Origin of the sequence: Alteromonas sp. a30, assembly GCF_026788005.1 — a bacterium.
In the GTDB taxonomy this organism is placed as follows: domain Bacteria; phylum Pseudomonadota; class Gammaproteobacteria; order Enterobacterales; family Alteromonadaceae; genus Paraneptunicella.
This window is the reverse complement of record NZ_JABEPE010000029.1, coordinates 1-17,651: the sequence shown is the minus strand read 5'-3', so window position 1 is coordinate 17,651 and position 17,651 is coordinate 1. Positions and strand designations below refer to the sequence as shown.

Sequence of the window (17,651 nt, the reverse complement as noted above, 5' to 3'; positions counted from 1 at the left end):
TTCTTGATTAGAAAAGGTATTACAAGCAAACTAGTCATATCCTAAGAGTATACAAAGATTATCTCGAGGGTATATTTTTTATTTTGAATGGCTTTGTCATTTTCCTCGGTCATACAGCTTCAAGTAGTCAACAATTTAGCTAACTACACCGTAACCGCAGGTTTTTAGGAATGGAAAGTAGGGTGCTAGTCGTATTTGTTAGTTCAGGTACACAGGGAATGGTTAGAAGTATAGATAAAAGGTGTTTTCATGTCGGTGTTTAATTCAATTAGCAACAAAATAATGCTTGGGTTTGCGGCTATATTATTGTTAGTTGTCGTCACGTCAGGCTTAATGTATCGAGAGTCCGTTATGATTCTCGAACAGAAAGAATATTTCTCTCAACAGGCGTTACCAGCGTTGCGCGATGCTGAGGATGCAGCAGACAATATCGGCAAATTACAACTTGCTGCATTCGAGCTGTATAGCACATCAATTTCATCAGAAGATTTCGTTACTAAGAAAACGGAGTTTGAGGATAACCTCAGCCAGTTAATCGCCAAACTGAGGCAGCTGGATTTTGTTCAGGAAATTGGTCTTGAGCAAGAAATGCAGCAAGTGTGGGATGAAGTGACGGCGTTGCAGGTGATCATGAATCAAGAAGGGAGTGTTGACTGGGATGGCGCACGAACGCAGCTTAGTCAAATCCAAAATGCCGTTGGCTTATTTAATGAAAAATTAGATAGTGTCACTCATCAAGCCCGATTTTTAGCAAATGAAGCGTCTGACAACATCACGAGTGAAATTCGAATGTTACGTGGGCTCATTGTATTTAGCGTTGTGGCTATTTCCTTAATTACCGCCCTTGGTTTTATCTTTTCTCGTCGAGTGGTGGTTAAGCCCGCGGCTAGCCTTTCCGAGGAAATTAAACGAATTGCCGCGAATAACGATATTTCTCAAGATGTTCCAGTGTTTTCACATGATGAAATTGGCTTTGCTGCTACGAGCATGAATACGCTACTGCAAACCTTCAGAAACGGTAATCTTGCCATTCAGCAATCAGCGGCTGAAATGCTCACATCGACGAAAAAGCTAGATGATTCCGCGCAGTTGTCGGATACACAAGTGCTAACCTTTTCTGAGCATATCAGCGAGTTATTGCAAAAGATCGATACATTAGAAAGATCTATTGAAATCAGTACAAGCCGTTCCAATAGTGCTTCTGAAATGGCGAGAACAGGAGCAGAACAAGTGCGACAAGGAGCGAAAAATGTATCTGCAACCTCAAATAGTATTGCCACACTGGCAAAAGAAGTGGAGCACTCCGCTGAAATGCTACTCAGCCTAAAAAATGCAGGTGATAAAGTTGGTTCCGTAGTGAAAACTATTGCAGACATTGCTGAACAAACCAATTTGTTAGCGTTGAACGCCGCTATTGAAGCTGCGAGAGCAGGGGAGTCAGGACGAGGGTTTGCTGTTGTTGCCGATGAGGTTCGTACTTTAGCCTCCAGAACCCATGAATCAACACACGAAATTAATACTATTTTAGATACTATTGTGGGGTCCATTTCCTCAACAGTTACAACAATGGACTCAAATAAAGCAATGGCAAATGAATCCGTCAATCTAGTTGAAGAAACCGTGACGTCGTTGGGTGCCATCAAAGATACGGTGATAGCGCTCAGTAATGAAAACCATGACTTGGCTGGGTTGGCGCAAGATATTCGTCAGGATGCCGTCGTTATGAGAAGCAGTATCAATAAAATAGAGCAGGCGAGTAAAGGTGTCGAGGATACGAGTAAGGAAACGCGGGCCGCGGCGAAAGAGCTGTCAGATATTGCAATACTATTAAACACCATGGCAAAACGGTTTAAAGTTTAAATAGGTAAAAATGTTACCTAATTGTGATAGTTAATTGATTAAAAAACAGTTAAGGTAAAATTCATCGCTTATTTTTTATGCTTAGAAGTACAAAGTCGTTGAAACGATAAGGTGAATTAACATGAAATTACCATCGCTGTTGTTGAGTCTTTTTTTGTTCGGGGGAATTAGCGCCGCTCAAGCACATGAAGCTACAGGACAGGGTCATGCAATGAAGGTGGGTCCATATGACAAAGCTGAGAGCCAAAATACGGAACAACCCGCAGATGACGAAATGTACTGTGAAATACACGATGAATACCATCATCATCATAAAAACGGGCGAGTGACACATTCTCATGCCGATGGTAAAAACAGGCATGATCATCGGCGCAAGCGCTCAAGTGTTTATCATGGTTATGGCGAGAAAAAACACAAGGTGAACAACATTAATCTTGATTAACGTAACAAGTAGTCGTCCTTGCTCTGTAAGGTCAAACATTATAATTAATTTTGGCCTTACGCTTGTTTATCTCTTTATTTAAACGTATATAGTGGGCACAAGAATGTAGCCCACTAATGTAAAGAGTTTGTTTTGCTAAGTTACCGACACGCCTTCCATGCAGGCAATTTTGCCGATCTTCTGAAACACCTTATCCAAATAGAAATTATTAACTACCTAAAGAAAAAAGATAAACCCTTTGACTATATTGATACTCATGCTGGGGCGGGGATCTATCAACTGACCGGGTCTATGGCAGACAAAAATAAAGAGTATTTAAATGGTATTGGGCACTTTTTAGGAGAGCGCGCAGCGGAGTCTGGGGACTTGGATGCCTTGATTGAGCAAGTCAACATCTGCCAACAAAATAATGCTACGGGTGATACGGTGTTGTATCCAGGGTCTCCTGCTATAGCCAGTCAGCTAATCAGAAAACACGATAAAGCGTGGCTACATGAATTGCACCCTGCTGATTTTTCTTTACTCGAACAGCAGTTTCATCGAAACAGAAACATTTATGTTAAGAAAGTTGATGGGTTTCAGGGGTTACTTGGATTATTACCCTGTTTATCACGCCGTGCTTTTGTGTTGATCGATCCACCTTATGAAATCAAAGATGATTATGAAAAAGTTGTCGATATTGTATGCAAGGCGCACCGAAAAATGAGCAATACCATTTTTGCTATCTGGTATCCCGTGGTTGAAAGGGAACGTATAGAAGTCATTGGATCTCGCTTCAAGAATAGTGGCATTGCAAATATTTGTCGGTTTGAGTTGGGCATTAAAGCTGACACTCAAGAAAAGGGAATGACATCAGCAGGGATGATAGTGATCAACCCACCTTGGACATTATTTGGCAAAATGCAAAAGCAACTGCCCGAACTTGCAAAAATTGTCAGCCAAGATGGTAACTTACATTTCAAATGTGAGCAGTGGGTAGCAGAATAGAAGTGTTAGTTTTAGTAGCCTAAGTCCCTTGAATGGCTCATAACAAAGTTTGCCGCTTCTTCTTCAGTAAGTGGGAAGTTGCTTCCTTCCTGAGTGAATATGTTCAACCGCTTAATGCCTTTCCAAGGCTTACCCGAAAGGTGAGATGAAGGAGAGGCCAAAATCCAAGAGCGCTCACCATAGTGGAGTAAATAGGTATTGGTTCTGGAATAATAAATGGGAATGTTAACTTTATCCGAAATGGCGACATCATAAGTATAAAGTGTTGGAATACAACCATTTAGACAAGCCGAAACCGTTAAAACAGGACGCTGGTTTAACTCTCCTTGCTGAAAGTAAACAGTATGTGTTGGGGCGCCATACTTCCCTCTCTCTGGTTTAAGAGTTTGGTAATTGCCCTCAAGATTATTCGCTGCTAATACATTGTTTGGTTTAAAAAGAATAACCAAAGCCAGCATGAATAACTGGTTTTTTAACCTCACTCTCAATTCCCATAAAACTTAATTGGATAATGACTACCGTTGAGAAGTTACATTATTAAACAAAATTATGAAAGATGCGTTGACGCAAAAAGTGAGTCAATTCTCAATATGGGTGTAAATGTTTACCGATTTTGAAGGGGGAGTGTCTGGCCTAAGACCAGACACTGAAATGCCTAATAGTGGGGGGAGTATGCCGTTAAGTTGCTGATTCCTTAATGACCGGCTTACAAATATTAGGCAAACTGTTGAAACGCTTCATCAAGAGGCGTTTTCGCAATATGGTTAGTATAATTGCTCATGATCTTTTGGGATAAGCCAAGAACAATGTCTAATAAGTTTTGATGTGTATAACCAGCACTATAGAAGTTGTCTAACTGTGCATCTGTTAAATTTCCACGAGACTCAACCATTGCAAGAGTCGTGTCTCTTAAGACATCTAATTTTGCATTGGGCAATTTTGCGTCTGTTTTAATGGATTCTGTAATGCTCTCGTCTGCACCCATCATTTGGGCAACAGCGGTGTGAGCAGGTAAACAATATCCACAGCTATGTGCTTTGTTGATTGTTTGCCAAACGACGGTTAACTCATCCTTATCAAATGAACTATTTGAGAAGAGTTCATGCACGCGTTGATAGCCTTCAAGGAGTTGTGGAGACTCTGCCATTACAGCATGTAAATTGGGAACCATACCAAATGCATCAATACTCTTTTGAAGTAATGGTTTTGATGCTTCAGGTGCGCTATCTTGATCATGAAGTGTAAAGTTACTCACTGGTAAATTCTCCATCCTAATTTAATTTTCGAGTAATTTATTTGAATTTGAACGATTGTTCAAGTTTAATTTGAACAATTGTTCAATTGATAAAGGTAAGTAAAACCTGATGAATGAAACAAGCCGAGCAGTAGCAATAGAAAAAGCCATGCTATTATTTTGGAAAAATGGGTATGCAGCCACCACAATGCGGGATATTCAACGCTGTTTGGATATGCGACCAGGAAGCGTGTACTCAGCTTTTGGTGGAAAAGATGAGCTTTATGAAAAATCTTTGCGGCTTTACAGTGACATGGTGCTGACGAATATTTGTGGCAATTTTGAAGTGGCATCTAGCGCAATAGAAGGCTTAATACAAAGTGTAAACTTCATTATTTTCCCGAATAACTATCGGCCTTCTCATATTTGTTTTCTCGTCAAAAGTGTTACTGAACTTGAGTCCGCTTCGCCTTATTTAACCGGGATTGCACTCAATGGCTTAGAGTTTGTTAGAGTGGAATTAGAGCGTCAAATTGAGCAAGTGATTAAAGAAGATAAAAACGCGCAAAAACAAGACAAAACAGAACTGTCTATTTTGGTTCAGTCGCAAATCATTGGCCTTAAGACAATGTTAAGTCTTGGGTGTAGCGAAGCTCAAATTGGTGGAATGGTCAGCGGTATGATCAGAAAAATCGTACTGAGTTAGAGTCTGTTTGCATTGGAACGTTGCCGTGATTGCTTGATTTTTACCTCTTTCGTTCAAAATTACCTTTTTCAACTTTATATTTAATTGCCTTTTACACTTAACTTCCCATTAAACCTTCTAGGCTAAGAGCATATTTGTCTATCCTTGACGTTAATTATGCGGAGTAGCCCATGGCATTAATTCCCACCAAACAAGAAATCGAAAAGAAAAGGGAACTAAAAAGGAGTATCAGTAGTTGGCTAACGGAACAAATGAATGACCTCACTATCAATTATGATGATTCCTGTCGTAGCGATGGGCTCCCTGATTGGGCCAACTTAAGTAACTTTTCTTATTTTAAACAAATCGTTAGACAACATGTTTTAATCTGTTTAGATGCGATTAATCAAGGGCTGGATTCGCTTGAAATAGACATCAGAAATGAATTTGATTTACGACAAGACAAAGATAGAAAAGAGCCCCTATTTCAGTTCTACATTAAAGGTGGAAACGCCTATAAATATACCGTTGAGGATAAGGGCGCAATGGGAACCTCGGACTGGGATACCCAACTTCTTATCAATCCTTGGCTGCCTGTTCCCTTAACAGAGACAGTGTACGAGAGGGTAGAGAACTTAATTTCTGCTACTTTTGAGCAAACCGCTGAGGATATCGGAATGGCGTTTGCGCCGCTTCAATTCACAAGCCAGCTAGAGCCACTTAAATCCTTAGCAGATTACATAAATGCCATACTTGATAACCTTAACGGAAACGTCCCAGATTGGCGAACCAATTACCATCCGATTGAATTAGTACCGGGGAAAATTACCAAACAGTTTTCACATATAAATACAGGACTGTGGGAGTCGCAAAATGAAAATCTAAAAGGCGAGAATTTACCCAGTATTGTTGAAAGTGACCGCATCCCACCTTTTAAAATTTACCGTTTAGGCTGGCTTTGGAAAGCGCAATATACTGGTGTTAACGCTTCTGGAAGTAGCGACACGCCAGAGGTGATTAAATCCATTTTAATGGAATTAATCGATGTGACCATACCTAGAAAATTTACGATTGAAGCGGTAACGCAATGGCATGAATTTATTGATCTCAAAGGACAATCTGATAAGCCAAAAGGGGAAGTAAAGCTGGAGCAAATTAGTTTCCAACCTAGTTCTGGTGGAACGACCTATATTAAGACGTTGAGAAATACCATCAATACGGCAATAGACGCTGTTATAGCGGATTCAGAAAAAACGCCACCTGTCACAACAACAACGAAGAAAATGGAAGAAATTCGTGTACTTGCCAAAAAAACATATTCCGCTTTAACGGTTATTTTTGGCGCTTATAATAGCTATCAGCCAGTTTTAGCGCTGAGCAAATCCAGTGATACAGACTTCGTTAATGCCTGTAAAAATGCAAAAGCATCGCTTTCCATCATACAAGCAAGCTCTGTGAAAACGGAAATAATATTACCATTTCCTAATGTTTTTTATCATGCCCATGAGCAGCTAATTATGCTGTGCGAAGTAGCGGATGGCTCGTCTGAACATCCAAATAAAATGCTAAAGCGTTTTATGCGTTTTGATGAGTGTGCGACTGAGCTAGATAAACAGTCAAATGGCACATCACAGATTCTTTTAAATGAAGTCAATGGCTCTACGTTGCAAATACAAGATTCGAGTGGCACTAAAACAAAAATGGAGCTAATCGAGGCCCTGTTGCCAGATATTCTCGGTAGGTCGCTTACCAGTAAAGAAAAAGAAGACGTCGTAAAATGGTTTACTGCAGTTGATAGCAAAAATTATATTGCAGAAACTCTTGCGCTTATGCAGAACGTAAAAAATCGCAGCGCAAGCCTTCAAAGCCTTGATGCGAATACGAAAAATGCGTCTAAGAAGCTTAAAGCAGAATTAGCCAAAACCAATGATGTTCAAACGATACAAGCGTTTTTAGGCCATATGGCAAGTTATCGCTATATCTATAACAAAGAAGATGGACTGCAATCAGTAAAAATGCTGAGTTCTGCCTACAGTAATGACCAAATACTCGACTTCATATTCAGTGAAACCCAGATTGTTGATACTAAAAGCGTGCCTAGCAATGGTATTCGCAATATGTTTTTCACGCGAGTAGGAAACCGTGCCACGCTAGAATCATGTACCAGTGAATTTGTGCGTTATCGACCCTTTGCAAAGCCCGACCATAAGCCAGTCAATATTTTTCACGACAGCTTCCAGTCCAACCGCTTTACCTATTACAGTACGTGTGTTGCCTTTACTAGCAATGGTGAAATACGAGACTGCATCACCTTTTTAACGGCGAATAAAGCAGAAGCCCCCTTTCATCAATTTGAAGACCCTAATTTATCTTATAAATTCTATGCTGACTTGCGCTTAATGGCCCAACAGCGCAAGGCCGTTGCTGCGCTTATCATGGATTATGTTGTGCATACTGCATTATCAAAACAGGTTCGGTTAGTTTACAGTTTGATTGGCGCAAGTTAGGCCGAGATGACAATAAGGCTGCTGTCATTTCCGCTGAGGGCTTGTTGGTACATTTAGAAAAAATGAAATAGTATGATAAAAAATGCTTTCTCATAGTGCAGTATCTTCGTAACTTAAATAAACCCAATATGAAAAGGCAGCATCGTTTTATGAATTACCATTCCTTGTTAAAAGTGATTGCTATTGCACTGATTAGTGCCGTGAGTTTTTTCTCTAATGCAGAACCCACGTGGATCGATGTTCGCAGTGCAGCAGAACATAAACTTAGCCATATCGACGGTGATTTACGCATTACTCACACAGATATTGTTGAAAAAGTTAATGAACTGTTTCCCAGCAAAGATCATGAAATTCGCTTGTATTGTCGCAGTGGCTACCGGGCAAATATTGCTTTAGAAGCTTTACAAGCCGCAGGCTACACAAATGTGTCAAACGCAGGTGGGATTGAAGATGCGAGGAAAGAACGCGGTTAGTGCGCTTCTTAGCATTGCTTCTCGTTAAAATGAAGGCGCTCATGTAGCGCCTTTTTCGTGCCTCGAAAGTCTAGTCGCCATGACGAGAATTACTTCACTAGCACTTTGCCTCCGATAATCTTTAGGGCAGGGGTGCCGCGGATCATCGTTGGCCTAGAAAACTCGTTGTTGCATTCGGGGCAGTGTGTTTGGTTTTGCGTGTAGTCTTGGCTAATGCGTTCGATAAAGCACTTCACTAATGCGCCTTTCCCACATTTTCGGTACTTAAACAAATTGCTTTTGCATTTAGCGCAAGAAATATCAACGGTTTTAGTTGGGCCTTTTTTATTGGGTTTTGCCATCGAGTTGAATAATTTCATTGTTTGCAAGTAGCTTAAGAAATTACGCAGTATTAGTACAGGACCAACCGCTGTATTGGTTGGATGGGTAGATGATCTGTGAACTGAGTTGGAGTGGTTTTTGGGAGTAGCAAGGTGCTACTCCCAAAGATAGCGGGTTCAATACTATTTAGTATCGATAATTGTTTAGTTGCTTACGCATATCTTCAACTTGCGTTTGCAGTTGTTGACAATGCTTGAGGAATGATTCCGCGTATTTACGGTTTTCGTCACCTGTTGCACGTATTTGCTCAACGCTGGCGCTAACATTGGAAGCAACTTCTCTTTGCTCAGTCGCCATCTGTGCGTTTTCTTGGTTCAGATCGCGAATAGTGGCGACGGCATCTAACGCTTGTTTCAGGCTGTCTCCCGCATGCTTGGTGCTATCAACGGTTTGGAAGGCTGTGTCCTTGTTACTTTGCATTCGCTGTGACGCCTCTCGACTGCCCATTTGTAAGCGTTCTATCATGCCGCGAATTTCTTCGGTTGATGCTTGTGTACGGCTGGCCAAGGAGCGTACTTCATCGGCGACAACGGCAAATCCACGGCCTTGTTCGCCCGCTCGCGCTGCTTCTATTGCGGCATTAAGAGCCAGTAAGTTTGTTTGTTCGGCTATGGTTCGTATTACCTCCATCACGCCGCTAATATCTTCACTCGCTTTTGCGAGTTGATTAATGACTTCCACTGATGAATCAACTTCAGAGGCTTGCTTTTCAATATCGCTGATAGATGAACGCAGTACAGAAACACTTTGATTAGTATCTGCGTCTGCTGCTTGTGTAGCTTCGTCAGCCCGTTTAGTGTTCTCTGCAACAGCAGAGGCGTTGCTTTGAAGCTCGTCAATAGCAGACGTAATACCGTGAGTATGGGTGGCTAACTGCTCAATTGAGGAGCTTGATTGCATTGCCGTATATTGTAACTCCGAGGCTTGCTTTAGGACCGCTTCGGTCGTGTCACTCACCAGTTGAATAGTAGCTTGTAACTTCGAAAGTAAACGGTTAAAGCCTCGTGCCATACTGGCAAATTCATCGTTGGTATTTTCTTCAAAACGAAAGGTTAAATCACCTTCACCTCGAGCAATGTCATTTACGACATGCGTAAAGTGCGTTAGCGGATCCCCTACAATCGTTTTCACTAAAAAGTAGATTGTACCCAACACACAAAGCCCGGCGATAAGGGTTTTCATCACTGCCGAGACAACAGCGGAACTCACTAAGCTGCTAATATCCTCTTGGGAGGTGACGACTAAAATATCGTATCCCCACGGTGCGAATGTGGTGGCCTTTATGTGCCAGTTGTCCCCTGGATTTTTGAGAATACTTTCAACTTTAGCGCTATTGGTGTGTTGTGATTGCATTCGCACAACCCCTTTGTTATCACGCAGGGCGACGAAGCCATTTTCCATTATTCGGCTTTTCTCAATGGCTTTAGCTAAAATATTGAGGTCGGCTGAATACCCTACATACCAAATACCAATAACTTGATTACGAGCGTTAAAAATAGGTTCATAAGCTGTAAGGTAGGGATTTCCTAAAATATCAACTTCGCCATAGTAGGCGTCGCTCTGGTTAATCTTTTTGATGGCTTTTCCACCTTTGGCGAGTGTGGTGCCAATCGCGCGTTGTCCGTTTTTAAAGACATTCGTAGAAATTCGAACATAATCGTCGTTCGTTTTACTAAAGAGCGTTGCTGTTCCCCCCATAACATCGGTTAATCCATCAACAAGCGCAAAGTCATTTGCTTGGGCCTTTCCACCAAGCAACAATTGACGAGCAGGGGTTCCATTGACTTGAATTATGTCGCCAAGAGAGGCTTCTCCAAGTTGATTACCGCGTTGCTTTAATAGCGTCATACTGTTCTTAACGCGCTCCAGCATAATACTGTCGGTTACGCGCAAAACATCAAGAAGCTGGTTGGTTGTCGCTTCCTGAGCTTTAGATACGCGTTCATCAATAGACTCTGATGTGGAATAAATATTAATCACCGCCGCTAAAACGGTGAAAAATAAGATTACCCCGGAAACCGAAGCAATAAATTTCTTCTGAATAGACATGTGCCTCCCAGCGGCAAGAATTGCCCGTAATATTATTGTTTGACCTTTGCTTGGAGGGGCGTTTCTCCTACCGAGTCCTAAAGGTCTTCCTGTTTATGATGGCTAGTTTGGATTGTTGCTCTTTTGTCACTCATTTTAAAAAGATGTAAAAGAATATTAAATTGCCCCTTAGAGGTAAAGTTTTAATTTGTCAAAAGCAAGAGCTAGTTAAATGAAATTCATTTTTTTTCTAGAGGGAAAATTCCTTTGTTAAGTTATTATATATCAATGCATTAAGGTACTTTTTCCTATTTTTATTACAAATTCTTACTTTTTTCCTAACTTTTTAGAGAGTGAAAAATTTTCCAAATCTAGATTTGTTGCTGTTTCAGCAATGCTTTTCTGTATGAATAATGACTTAGCTCATGTATGTAGTAGGAAAGTGATTAGTTGATGCGCTTACTTCTCACTTCGGTAATAGGCTTAGCGGATAAGCACAGAGCCACTAATTGGTTTTGGTGGCGAGAAATGTTGGCAGTGTAGTTGAAGTATGAATCGGGGAAATTGATTAATAATTATTTGAAAATCACTTTCATTGTGTTTGACCAAATCAAGATGTAGCGTTTAGTTAAATTAATGTTAAATATTTACCTTGTTGATTTTCTTTTCGGGTTTTTATTAATGCTTTTCATCCTGTTTGATTCATTTATCCGATGATGTTAGCCTTTTTGTAGGCTTGTAATTATCCTAAGTTATTGTTAAATAAGGACTAATTATCCACTTTGTTAACTTGTTGTTAATAAGGTTAATATAATACCCCATATAAGATATTGTTAATTGAAAGAGTTTATTGTTCTAGATTTGATTATCCTAATAGATTAATGTCACCGCGCGGTTTTACAAATGCGAGCCAGGTAAAGAAGTATATAAGCAGTCGGCTTGTAAGGATAATTTTAAATTCTAAAACCTGATGAGGGGTTTTATTTATGAACGAGCTAAATAATTTAAATACTAACGATATTAATCCGGGAATTGTGGGATTAGGAACTTATTTTCCTGAAAAGGAAGTTGATGACTCTTTGTGGGATAACTACAATTTCACTAATGTCGTAACAGGTAGAACGCCCTTTGATGGTGTTGAAACCCGACTGGAATTTCCTGAAGATCTTTTACCTTCTGATGCAGGTGTCATTGCTGGTCAAGCTGCATTAAATGACGCCGATATTGACCCAAGTAGTATTGATCTTGTTTTATCTAGCTCATTACCCGGTGACTTCATTATCCCTGGCGATGTAGGACTACTGATTAAAAAGTTAGGGCTAAAAAACGCAACTGGCATGAATATCGAAACAGGTTGCGCTAGCTCTGTTTCTTGCTTAATGGTGGCGTCGAGCATGATACAGTCCGGTATGTACAAGAACATTTTGATTGTTAATTCATGTTTTTACTCTCGCCTAAAAGACTACTCTTGCTCATTTTCTGTTGCGTTAGGTGATTCTGTTGGTGCGATGGTGGTGAGTGCGGTTCCAGCGGATCGTGGTTATCTATCTTCCTATGCTATTACTGATGGTGAAAACCACAGCGCGTTTACTGTAGATGTGCGTTACCCGAAGCAGGAATATAGAAAAAACACAACCGAGCCAGGTCTGTTTGTGTCTTACGATTATGACCAAGCTAAAGCGGCAACGTTAAACTCCAAAGAATATATCGTAACGGTATTTAATAAGTTGCTTGAACAAACGGGTTTAGAAAAAGACGAAGTTGACATTATGATCCCACACCAAGGGGTTCATTGGCTGCCTACCGTTTGGTCAGAATGCTTAGACTTCGACTTGAATAAAGTTTGCCATACCTTCCAGCAGTATGGGTCAAATGCTTCTGCCTCTGTTCCTGTCAACTTAGAGGAAGCCAGAAAGCGTGGTATGTTGAAAGATGGGGCTAACATCTTCGTATTCCAAATCGGCTCAGGCTTCCACTACAAAGGCTTTATGATGCGTTGGTATGATAAGAAGCAATATAAAGCTTAACTCTCCGTAGTGAGTTGAATTAACAGGTCAAGCCCAGCTTTTAGCTGGGTTTTTTCATATAATCAGGTAATAAAGTTCGTTTCGTATTGTTGTACTTACTTGGCGCTCTAGATTTAGATGGCTAAGCTCTTGTTCGTTTGAAGGGGAGGGGCTTTGAATTGATTTAAATCATAAAAGCCAAAGATGTGACTGTCATTAGAGGATCACTAAATGGAATATTCGGCTACATGTAAATGCGGTGACATTAAGATCATTGCTTCTTTTCCTTCATCAATTGAGGAATATCAGGCGAGAGAGTGCGATTGTGATTTTTGCATTTCTCACGGGCTTGCTTATCTTTCGGATGTTAACGGAACAATAGCATTTTCCCCTAAAAGTCACATGAATCAGCTCAAGCAAGGTTCTGAGCAAGCTACATTTTGGCAATGCAGTCGTTGTAAGCAGGTCGTCGTCGTTACAAGCACGAAAAACGGGGAAACAAGAGGCGCTGTTTCCAAAACGGTATTTGAAAAAGACTTTTCTCTTAAAGCGTCAGTTAACGTTAGCCCTAAAAGGTTTTCACCTAAAGATAAGGCCGAGCGCTGGCCTACTGTTTGGTCAAAGGTTATTTCAATGGTTAGTGAATGCTGATCCCCCGTATAGGGACTCCTCCCCAGTTGCAAGCTACGTTTTTGAAGATAGATAGCCGATGCGTGCGTATAGCCGGTCTCTTGATGAGGGAAGCTATCCCTCTGACCTCAATGAATGTCGCGTACTCGCCTTCCTCATCGTTAATCCGGTCTTATTGACCTTCGGGGGATTCAGGTTTCAGGTGAGTTGGTCTAACCATTATCTTCATTGCTCGTTGCCTGGCAACATGGTTACTCTGCTGCAATCAACAACAGATACTGAAATAATCGGAATTATGTAGCAAATGCACAAACCCAGTAAAAACAATGCCTTAGCGGGCTTATTTTAAAAATATTACCTAATTCCCAACACCTTGTTAACTAAATCATCAAGTTCCTGTTGTTCTTCTTCCGAAATGTCACCACCGGACATTGTTGCAATACGGGCAATCTCTCTAATAGCCAGGTGATCACTATCCATATCGTCGAACTCTGGAATTTTGAGGTATTCAGCTACGCTGGACCCCAGACTCAATAGTGAGCCGTAAGCCATAACAGCTTTTGCGACATAGGTTGAATTGAGGAAACCTGTCAGGAACGCGGCATGGTCTTCGGTTTCCACCGGGATAAAGTAGAGTTTATGGTCAGGTACAACGACTTTTGTCCCTAATATTCTGTCCTCTACAGGACCGATATAGGCGGCGAAAAACGTTTTGCTGTTCATTTCCCGCCACAACACTTTATAAGGATAAAACGTATAGTTACCCGTACTCCAGAGAGAATAATACGGCTTGTTCTTCTGGAACCGTTTTAAACTGGAGCGAACTTTTAACTGTTCTTTAAATTGCTCCAGGAACTGGTATGTATTTGGGTAATTGAATGGCAGATCAGGATCTCCATGCATCTCTCGTTGAGGTACGAGAGAATGAAACGGTGTAGGAACGGCCCTAAACTTGGTTACATCCTTTCCTCTGAGCATAGGGAAAACGTGTTCAGCTTCCACGACATCGGTTATCTCAGGTATTCCCTTTGTACGCCCTTCCTGCACTCTGTTTCGGATAGTCACGTTTCCATTAGTCACTTGCTTATCCAGGATGTCTACCCAAAATATGGCGTGTCTGTCTGTTGTAATGCCTTTTCTGGCTACGTAGTGGCTTTTTCCTTCATTGAACACATATTTAAACACCTTGTGCTCTTTCTTTGTCGCAATTAGCCATGGACGTGAATCGTTCTTTCCGCCGGGCGCGGGCTTTGCAAACAAGTATTCACTTTTTGCTTGCTCACGAAAGTCTGAAGCATCTGAAAAAGAGCGGATGGTTTTGTTTTTAGCGTCTTTCGCTGACCATTTTTTGTAAGTGATTGGATACTTGGTATTTTCACCACGCTCAACAACCAGTAGTGCCGGAAAGTTACTGACACCATCAAAGGGCTTAATGGCGTTGTAATCTTCCACCAGAGTTACCGCGCAATTGATACGGCCTTCATCAATTTTAAAGCGTCTGAAGCCTTCACTGGATTCATTTGAAAAAACAGTGCCGGTTATGAAAAATCCAAGTCTTCCACCGTCCTTCAGATATTTTCGAATAGCCTCAAAAGTGATGACGGTAGAAATATCAGATTCAATGCCTCCAACCCATTTGTCAGAGCTAAAGACTCCCATGCTTCGGCATTTATCATTAACGGCTTTGACATAGGCTCTTGGTAAGTGGCTCCATTTAACCCAGGGAGGATTACCACAAATATATTTAACCGGACTTATCGAACCAGCCCTGAATCGCTCTGCAAGGATAGAACACCATATTCCATCCCAGCCTTCTTCATGTAGCTCAACCAATGTATTAACCGCATTATTGAGGGCAGTTTCCTCTATTTTGTTGAGGTTTAATGATGCGACCATTTTGAGAAGGTGTGCGGATATCTTACTGGCGGGTAAGTCATCCATAATCCAAAGTTTAAGTTGCTGAAATACCGCGTAAAATTGGTCATCCAGAATAAGTTTCTCTGGCACTCTGAACAGCTTTTCACCTTTGTCTGTCAGAAGATTATATTCATAACAACCATCAGGCTGAATATTGGCCGTGTTGATGGCATCAGCCATGTATACGGGAATTGTCACAGGATTTTGTGGGTTTAAATACGGAGCAATAAACGTCACGATAGAGCCTTTCGCACTCAATACGGCAAGTGGATTAAGATCTATGCCGTACAGACCGGATAATAACTCAACTGCATCCGCTCCCGGTTTTGCAACTCTTCTTCGCCTTATTGCTTCAAGCAAAAACGTGCCTGATCCACAGGTAGGATCAAGTAGATCAGATTCCAAATCCCATTCAATAACATCCAGCCCATGCTCTGCCAGCCAGTCTGGTGTATAGAACTCACCGAGCGCGTGTCGAAGCTCACGAGGTACGAATCCTTCATATATCCCCTTAAACAGATCTCTAGTACTTTCGGGCCGCTTCTTACTGATTTCAAAATCAACGATTGATAATTCCACCAACAAGTCGTCAATAACCTTTGCAAATTGGGACCAGTTATTATCCTCCAGATACCAAGAGAAGAAGTCTCCGGCATACATATTTGAAATACCCGCATTCTTGAACAACTTTCCGGTTTCCATTGAACTTATCCGTTCCTGAACATCTATGGTTGTATTCAGGATGTTTTGCGTGGAGCCGGGTAATGCACATGCGGCGACTATTTTAGCCAGTAGCGCAATATAAGTATTGAGTGAAAACAGGTATGCCGATATGTTTTTTGTATATGCAGCGTCATGATGGGAGCTTTGACGCTCTATAAGGTTTCTCATTCCGTCAGGCTGAATCCCAACAACCTGACCAAAAAGGCGGTTCCATTCGGTATAGAGCAGCTTTTCCTTTGAGGTGCCACCTGCATCTGCCAGGACGATTGCATCAAAAAACATAGGAATGAGTTGTTGCCCATATTTAGAGTCAGGTCCAACAACCTCTTTTAACAGGATGGCTGAAACCAGCGGTGTCCCGTTGTTGATGAGTTCCTGAATGAGTCTTATCGCGGCTTTCTCATCAAAAACCTGTAATGGTTCCCACACTGGCACGCCGGATGTATCATGACGACCAAATGCTACACTCTCGCCGTCCCACGCAACCATGGTGTAATCTGACAGCTCGCGACCTTCGTCACGATGCAACAGTTGGGCGTATTCTTCGGCCTGTTTTTTGCCATGCTTACACTTTTCATTATTCTTTTTATTGAAGGACTTTGGGCCTTTGTACTCGATAATGACAGCACCGTGAGCAGAATCGACCCATTTATAACCACCTTTCCCATCGGGCACCCGCTGCTGAATAGGACAAGGTTTCCAGATACCGTTCAGGTTGAGGCTAAGTTCTTTAAATGACAACTCAATTTCGTGCTGCAACTGATACTCGTTTTGAGCGCTTTCAGTCTTTTCAATAACATCCTTAACTAGCTGGACTGCGTGTTGTTTCATTATTTCCTGTGCCTTAATCTTTTTTGTTTCCACCAAACTGACCATCTTTCGCTGCACCTCTGGGCTTATTAGGCTCCAGTTCAATGCTTTCGATAACAGTTTTAAAGTCCAGGCCTTTCTCTGCCATCTCTCCCATGAGAGCGGCAATAATGGCCCAGTGCGCGGGGATCTTCCCCGTCTTCGAATAATTGGTTAGTGAATTGGGATTGAGTTTCACGATTCTGGAAAACTCCCGCCCTGAAATACCTGCTTTGCCTAACTGACGTTTGAACTCTTCATAATCCATACTGAAAGGTACTGTCTTAATATACAGTGCAATCCTCTTTCGATGTGTATGCTAAAGATTTGCTATTTATACATAGATTTATTTTCAATGTACATTAAATAATGTTTATTTTAGCTTGGCACACATTAATTTATGTCCTATGATGGTCGCACATAAAATAATGTGCATTAAAGCTAGGCAAGAGGGGGACAGCGTGAAAGACAAAAATCAGCATTTTCTGTTGTTAGCCTCTGCACGTACTTTAAGCCTGAGAAAGATATTCCAGTTAACATCTGATAATGGGGTAGAGCCGTTAAGAGTGATGACCCATTGTGGATGGGATGGAATCATTAATCGAACAAGGTATGAATGCTAATCCCCCGATAATGGGGTAGAGCCCAAATTTGCTGTCTTAGCTGCCAAAGTTTGTTAATAAAAGTCTTTGAATTAGTTGAAAGGCGAGGGAAGTGCTTTAGTGGCTATCGAAAACTGTGTATGAAACGAAGAATTCTTAAGGAAACATTTATTTTGCTACATATATGCTACACAGAATAGGATTTTTAAATTTATGTTAGTAGGTACTACGCAGATGAGCCTTGAAAAAATTGGCTCCCCCTCCCCGACTCGAACGGGGGACCTGCGGATTAACAGTCCGTCGCTCTAACCAACTGAGCTAAGGGGG

The 17,651-nt window shown here is 41.4% G+C and carries 14 protein-coding genes; 8 read left to right on the top strand and 6 right to left on the bottom strand.

Annotated features, from left to right (window positions below; genetic code table 11):
• Positions 1–249: 249 nt before the first annotated feature.
• The 3 genes from HJG39_RS17810 to HJG39_RS17800 all read left to right on the top strand — a co-directional run bounded on the left by HJG39_RS17810 (position 250) and on the right by HJG39_RS17800 (position 3,289).
• Positions 250–1,860: a methyl-accepting chemotaxis protein gene (locus tag HJG39_RS17810; RefSeq protein WP_268411543.1), complete on the top strand. Its 1,611-nt coding sequence runs from the start codon at positions 250–252 to the stop codon at positions 1,858–1,860.
• A gap of 121 nt (positions 1,861–1,981) precedes the next feature.
• Positions 1,982–2,302, top strand: coding sequence for a hypothetical protein (locus HJG39_RS17805; RefSeq protein ID WP_268411540.1), 321 nt, complete (start codon positions 1,982–1,984; stop codon positions 2,300–2,302).
• 132 nt (positions 2,303–2,434) lie between these two features.
• A complete protein-coding gene (locus HJG39_RS17800) occupies positions 2,435–3,289 on the top strand; it encodes a 23S rRNA (adenine(2030)-N(6))-methyltransferase RlmJ (protein ID WP_268411537.1) in 855 nt (284 codons plus the stop codon).
• An 11-nt stretch (positions 3,290–3,300) separates the two neighbouring features.
• Here the strand turns inward: HJG39_RS17800 and HJG39_RS17795 are convergent, their stop codons facing one another.
• Together HJG39_RS17795 and HJG39_RS17790 are read right to left on the bottom strand one after the other, a co-directional pair.
• Positions 3,301–3,771, bottom strand: a complete 471-nt coding sequence (locus HJG39_RS17795) for a hypothetical protein (protein WP_268411534.1) — start codon at positions 3,769–3,771, stop codon at positions 3,301–3,303.
• A 233-nt stretch (positions 3,772–4,004) separates the two neighbouring features.
• Positions 4,005–4,544: a carboxymuconolactone decarboxylase family protein gene (locus HJG39_RS17790; protein WP_268411532.1), complete on the bottom strand. Its 540-nt coding sequence runs from the start codon at positions 4,542–4,544 to the stop codon at positions 4,005–4,007.
• 109 nt (positions 4,545–4,653) lie between these two features.
• Here HJG39_RS17790 and HJG39_RS17785 point away from each other — a divergent pair, with 109 nt between their 5' ends.
• The 3 genes from HJG39_RS17785 to HJG39_RS17775 all read left to right on the top strand — a co-directional run bounded on the left by HJG39_RS17785 (position 4,654) and on the right by HJG39_RS17775 (position 8,188).
• Complete coding sequence (locus HJG39_RS17785; protein WP_268411528.1) at positions 4,654–5,229, top strand: TetR/AcrR family transcriptional regulator; 576 nt, start codon at positions 4,654–4,656, stop codon at positions 5,227–5,229.
• A gap of 170 nt (positions 5,230–5,399) precedes the next feature.
• The gene (locus HJG39_RS17780; RefSeq protein ID WP_268411525.1) at positions 5,400–7,715 is read left to right on the top strand and encodes a hypothetical protein; all 2,316 of its coding nucleotides are present in this window, start codon (positions 5,400–5,402) and stop codon (positions 7,713–7,715) included.
• A gap of 149 nt (positions 7,716–7,864) precedes the next feature.
• Entirely contained in the window at positions 7,865–8,188 is a 324-nt protein-coding gene (locus HJG39_RS17775; RefSeq protein WP_268411522.1) for a rhodanese-like domain-containing protein, read from the top strand.
• 89 nt (positions 8,189–8,277) lie between these two features.
• Here HJG39_RS17775 and HJG39_RS17770 read toward each other — a convergent pair whose 3' ends face one another.
• Together HJG39_RS17770 and HJG39_RS17765 are read right to left on the bottom strand one after the other, a co-directional pair.
• Positions 8,278–8,529, bottom strand: coding sequence for a hypothetical protein (locus tag HJG39_RS17770; RefSeq protein WP_268411581.1), 252 nt, complete (start codon positions 8,527–8,529; stop codon positions 8,278–8,280).
• A gap of 166 nt (positions 8,530–8,695) precedes the next feature.
• Complete coding sequence (locus HJG39_RS17765) at positions 8,696–10,618, bottom strand: methyl-accepting chemotaxis protein (protein WP_268411519.1); 1,923 nt, start codon at positions 10,616–10,618, stop codon at positions 8,696–8,698.
• 965 nt (positions 10,619–11,583) lie between these two features.
• Between HJG39_RS17765 and HJG39_RS17760 the strand changes: the two genes are divergently transcribed.
• Both HJG39_RS17760 and HJG39_RS17755 read left to right on the top strand, forming a co-directional pair.
• Positions 11,584–12,624 (top strand): 3-oxoacyl-ACP synthase III family protein, encoded by a 1,041-nt coding sequence (locus tag HJG39_RS17760; protein WP_268411516.1) that lies wholly within the window; start codon positions 11,584–11,586, stop codon positions 12,622–12,624.
• Between the two features lie 210 nt (positions 12,625–12,834).
• Entirely contained in the window at positions 12,835–13,254 is a 420-nt protein-coding gene (locus HJG39_RS17755; RefSeq protein WP_268411513.1) for an aldehyde-activating protein, read from the top strand.
• 333 nt (positions 13,255–13,587) lie between these two features.
• On the opposite strand, the gene HJG39_RS17750 is transcribed toward HJG39_RS17755, so the two are convergent.
• Positions 13,588–16,704 carry an N-6 DNA methylase gene (locus HJG39_RS17750; protein WP_268411510.1) on the bottom strand — a complete coding sequence of 1,039 codons (3,117 nt, stop codon included), beginning with the start codon at positions 16,702–16,704 and terminating at the stop codon, positions 13,588–13,590.
• A 13-nt stretch (positions 16,705–16,717) separates the two neighbouring features.
• A complete protein-coding gene (locus tag HJG39_RS17745; RefSeq protein WP_268411507.1) occupies positions 16,718–16,990 on the bottom strand; it encodes an XRE family transcriptional regulator in 273 nt (90 codons plus the stop codon).
• Between the last annotated feature and the right edge of the window lie 661 nt (positions 16,991–17,651).

What these genes read in the sequence shown, in the direction of transcription:
- HJG39_RS17810 (WP_268411543.1), top strand. Translation starts at nt 250, where the DNA reads ATGTCGGTGTTTAATTCAATTAGCAACAAAATAATGCTTGGGTTTGCG.
- HJG39_RS17805 (WP_268411540.1), top strand. Translation starts at nt 1,982, where the DNA reads ATGAAATTACCATCGCTGTTGTTGAGTCTTTTTTTGTTCGGGGGAATT.
- HJG39_RS17785 (WP_268411528.1), top strand. Translation starts at nt 4,654, where the DNA reads ATGAATGAAACAAGCCGAGCAGTAGCAATAGAAAAAGCCATGCTATTA.
- HJG39_RS17780 (WP_268411525.1), top strand. Translation starts at nt 5,400, where the DNA reads ATGGCATTAATTCCCACCAAACAAGAAATCGAAAAGAAAAGGGAACTA.
- HJG39_RS17775 (WP_268411522.1), top strand. Translation starts at nt 7,865, where the DNA reads ATGAATTACCATTCCTTGTTAAAAGTGATTGCTATTGCACTGATTAGT.
- HJG39_RS17770 (WP_268411581.1), bottom strand. Translation starts at nt 8,529, where the DNA reads ATGGCAAAACCCAATAAAAAAGGCCCAACTAAAACCGTTGATATTTCT.
- HJG39_RS17765 (WP_268411519.1), bottom strand. Translation starts at nt 10,618, where the DNA reads ATGTCTATTCAGAAGAAATTTATTGCTTCGGTTTCCGGGGTAATCTTA.
- HJG39_RS17760 (WP_268411516.1), top strand. Translation starts at nt 11,584, where the DNA reads ATGAACGAGCTAAATAATTTAAATACTAACGATATTAATCCGGGAATT.
- HJG39_RS17755 (WP_268411513.1), top strand. Translation starts at nt 12,835, where the DNA reads ATGGAATATTCGGCTACATGTAAATGCGGTGACATTAAGATCATTGCT.
- HJG39_RS17750 (WP_268411510.1), bottom strand. Translation starts at nt 16,704, where the DNA reads ATGAAACAACACGCAGTCCAGCTAGTTAAGGATGTTATTGAAAAGACT.
- HJG39_RS17745 (WP_268411507.1), bottom strand. Translation starts at nt 16,990, where the DNA reads ATGGATTATGAAGAGTTCAAACGTCAGTTAGGCAAAGCAGGTATTTCA.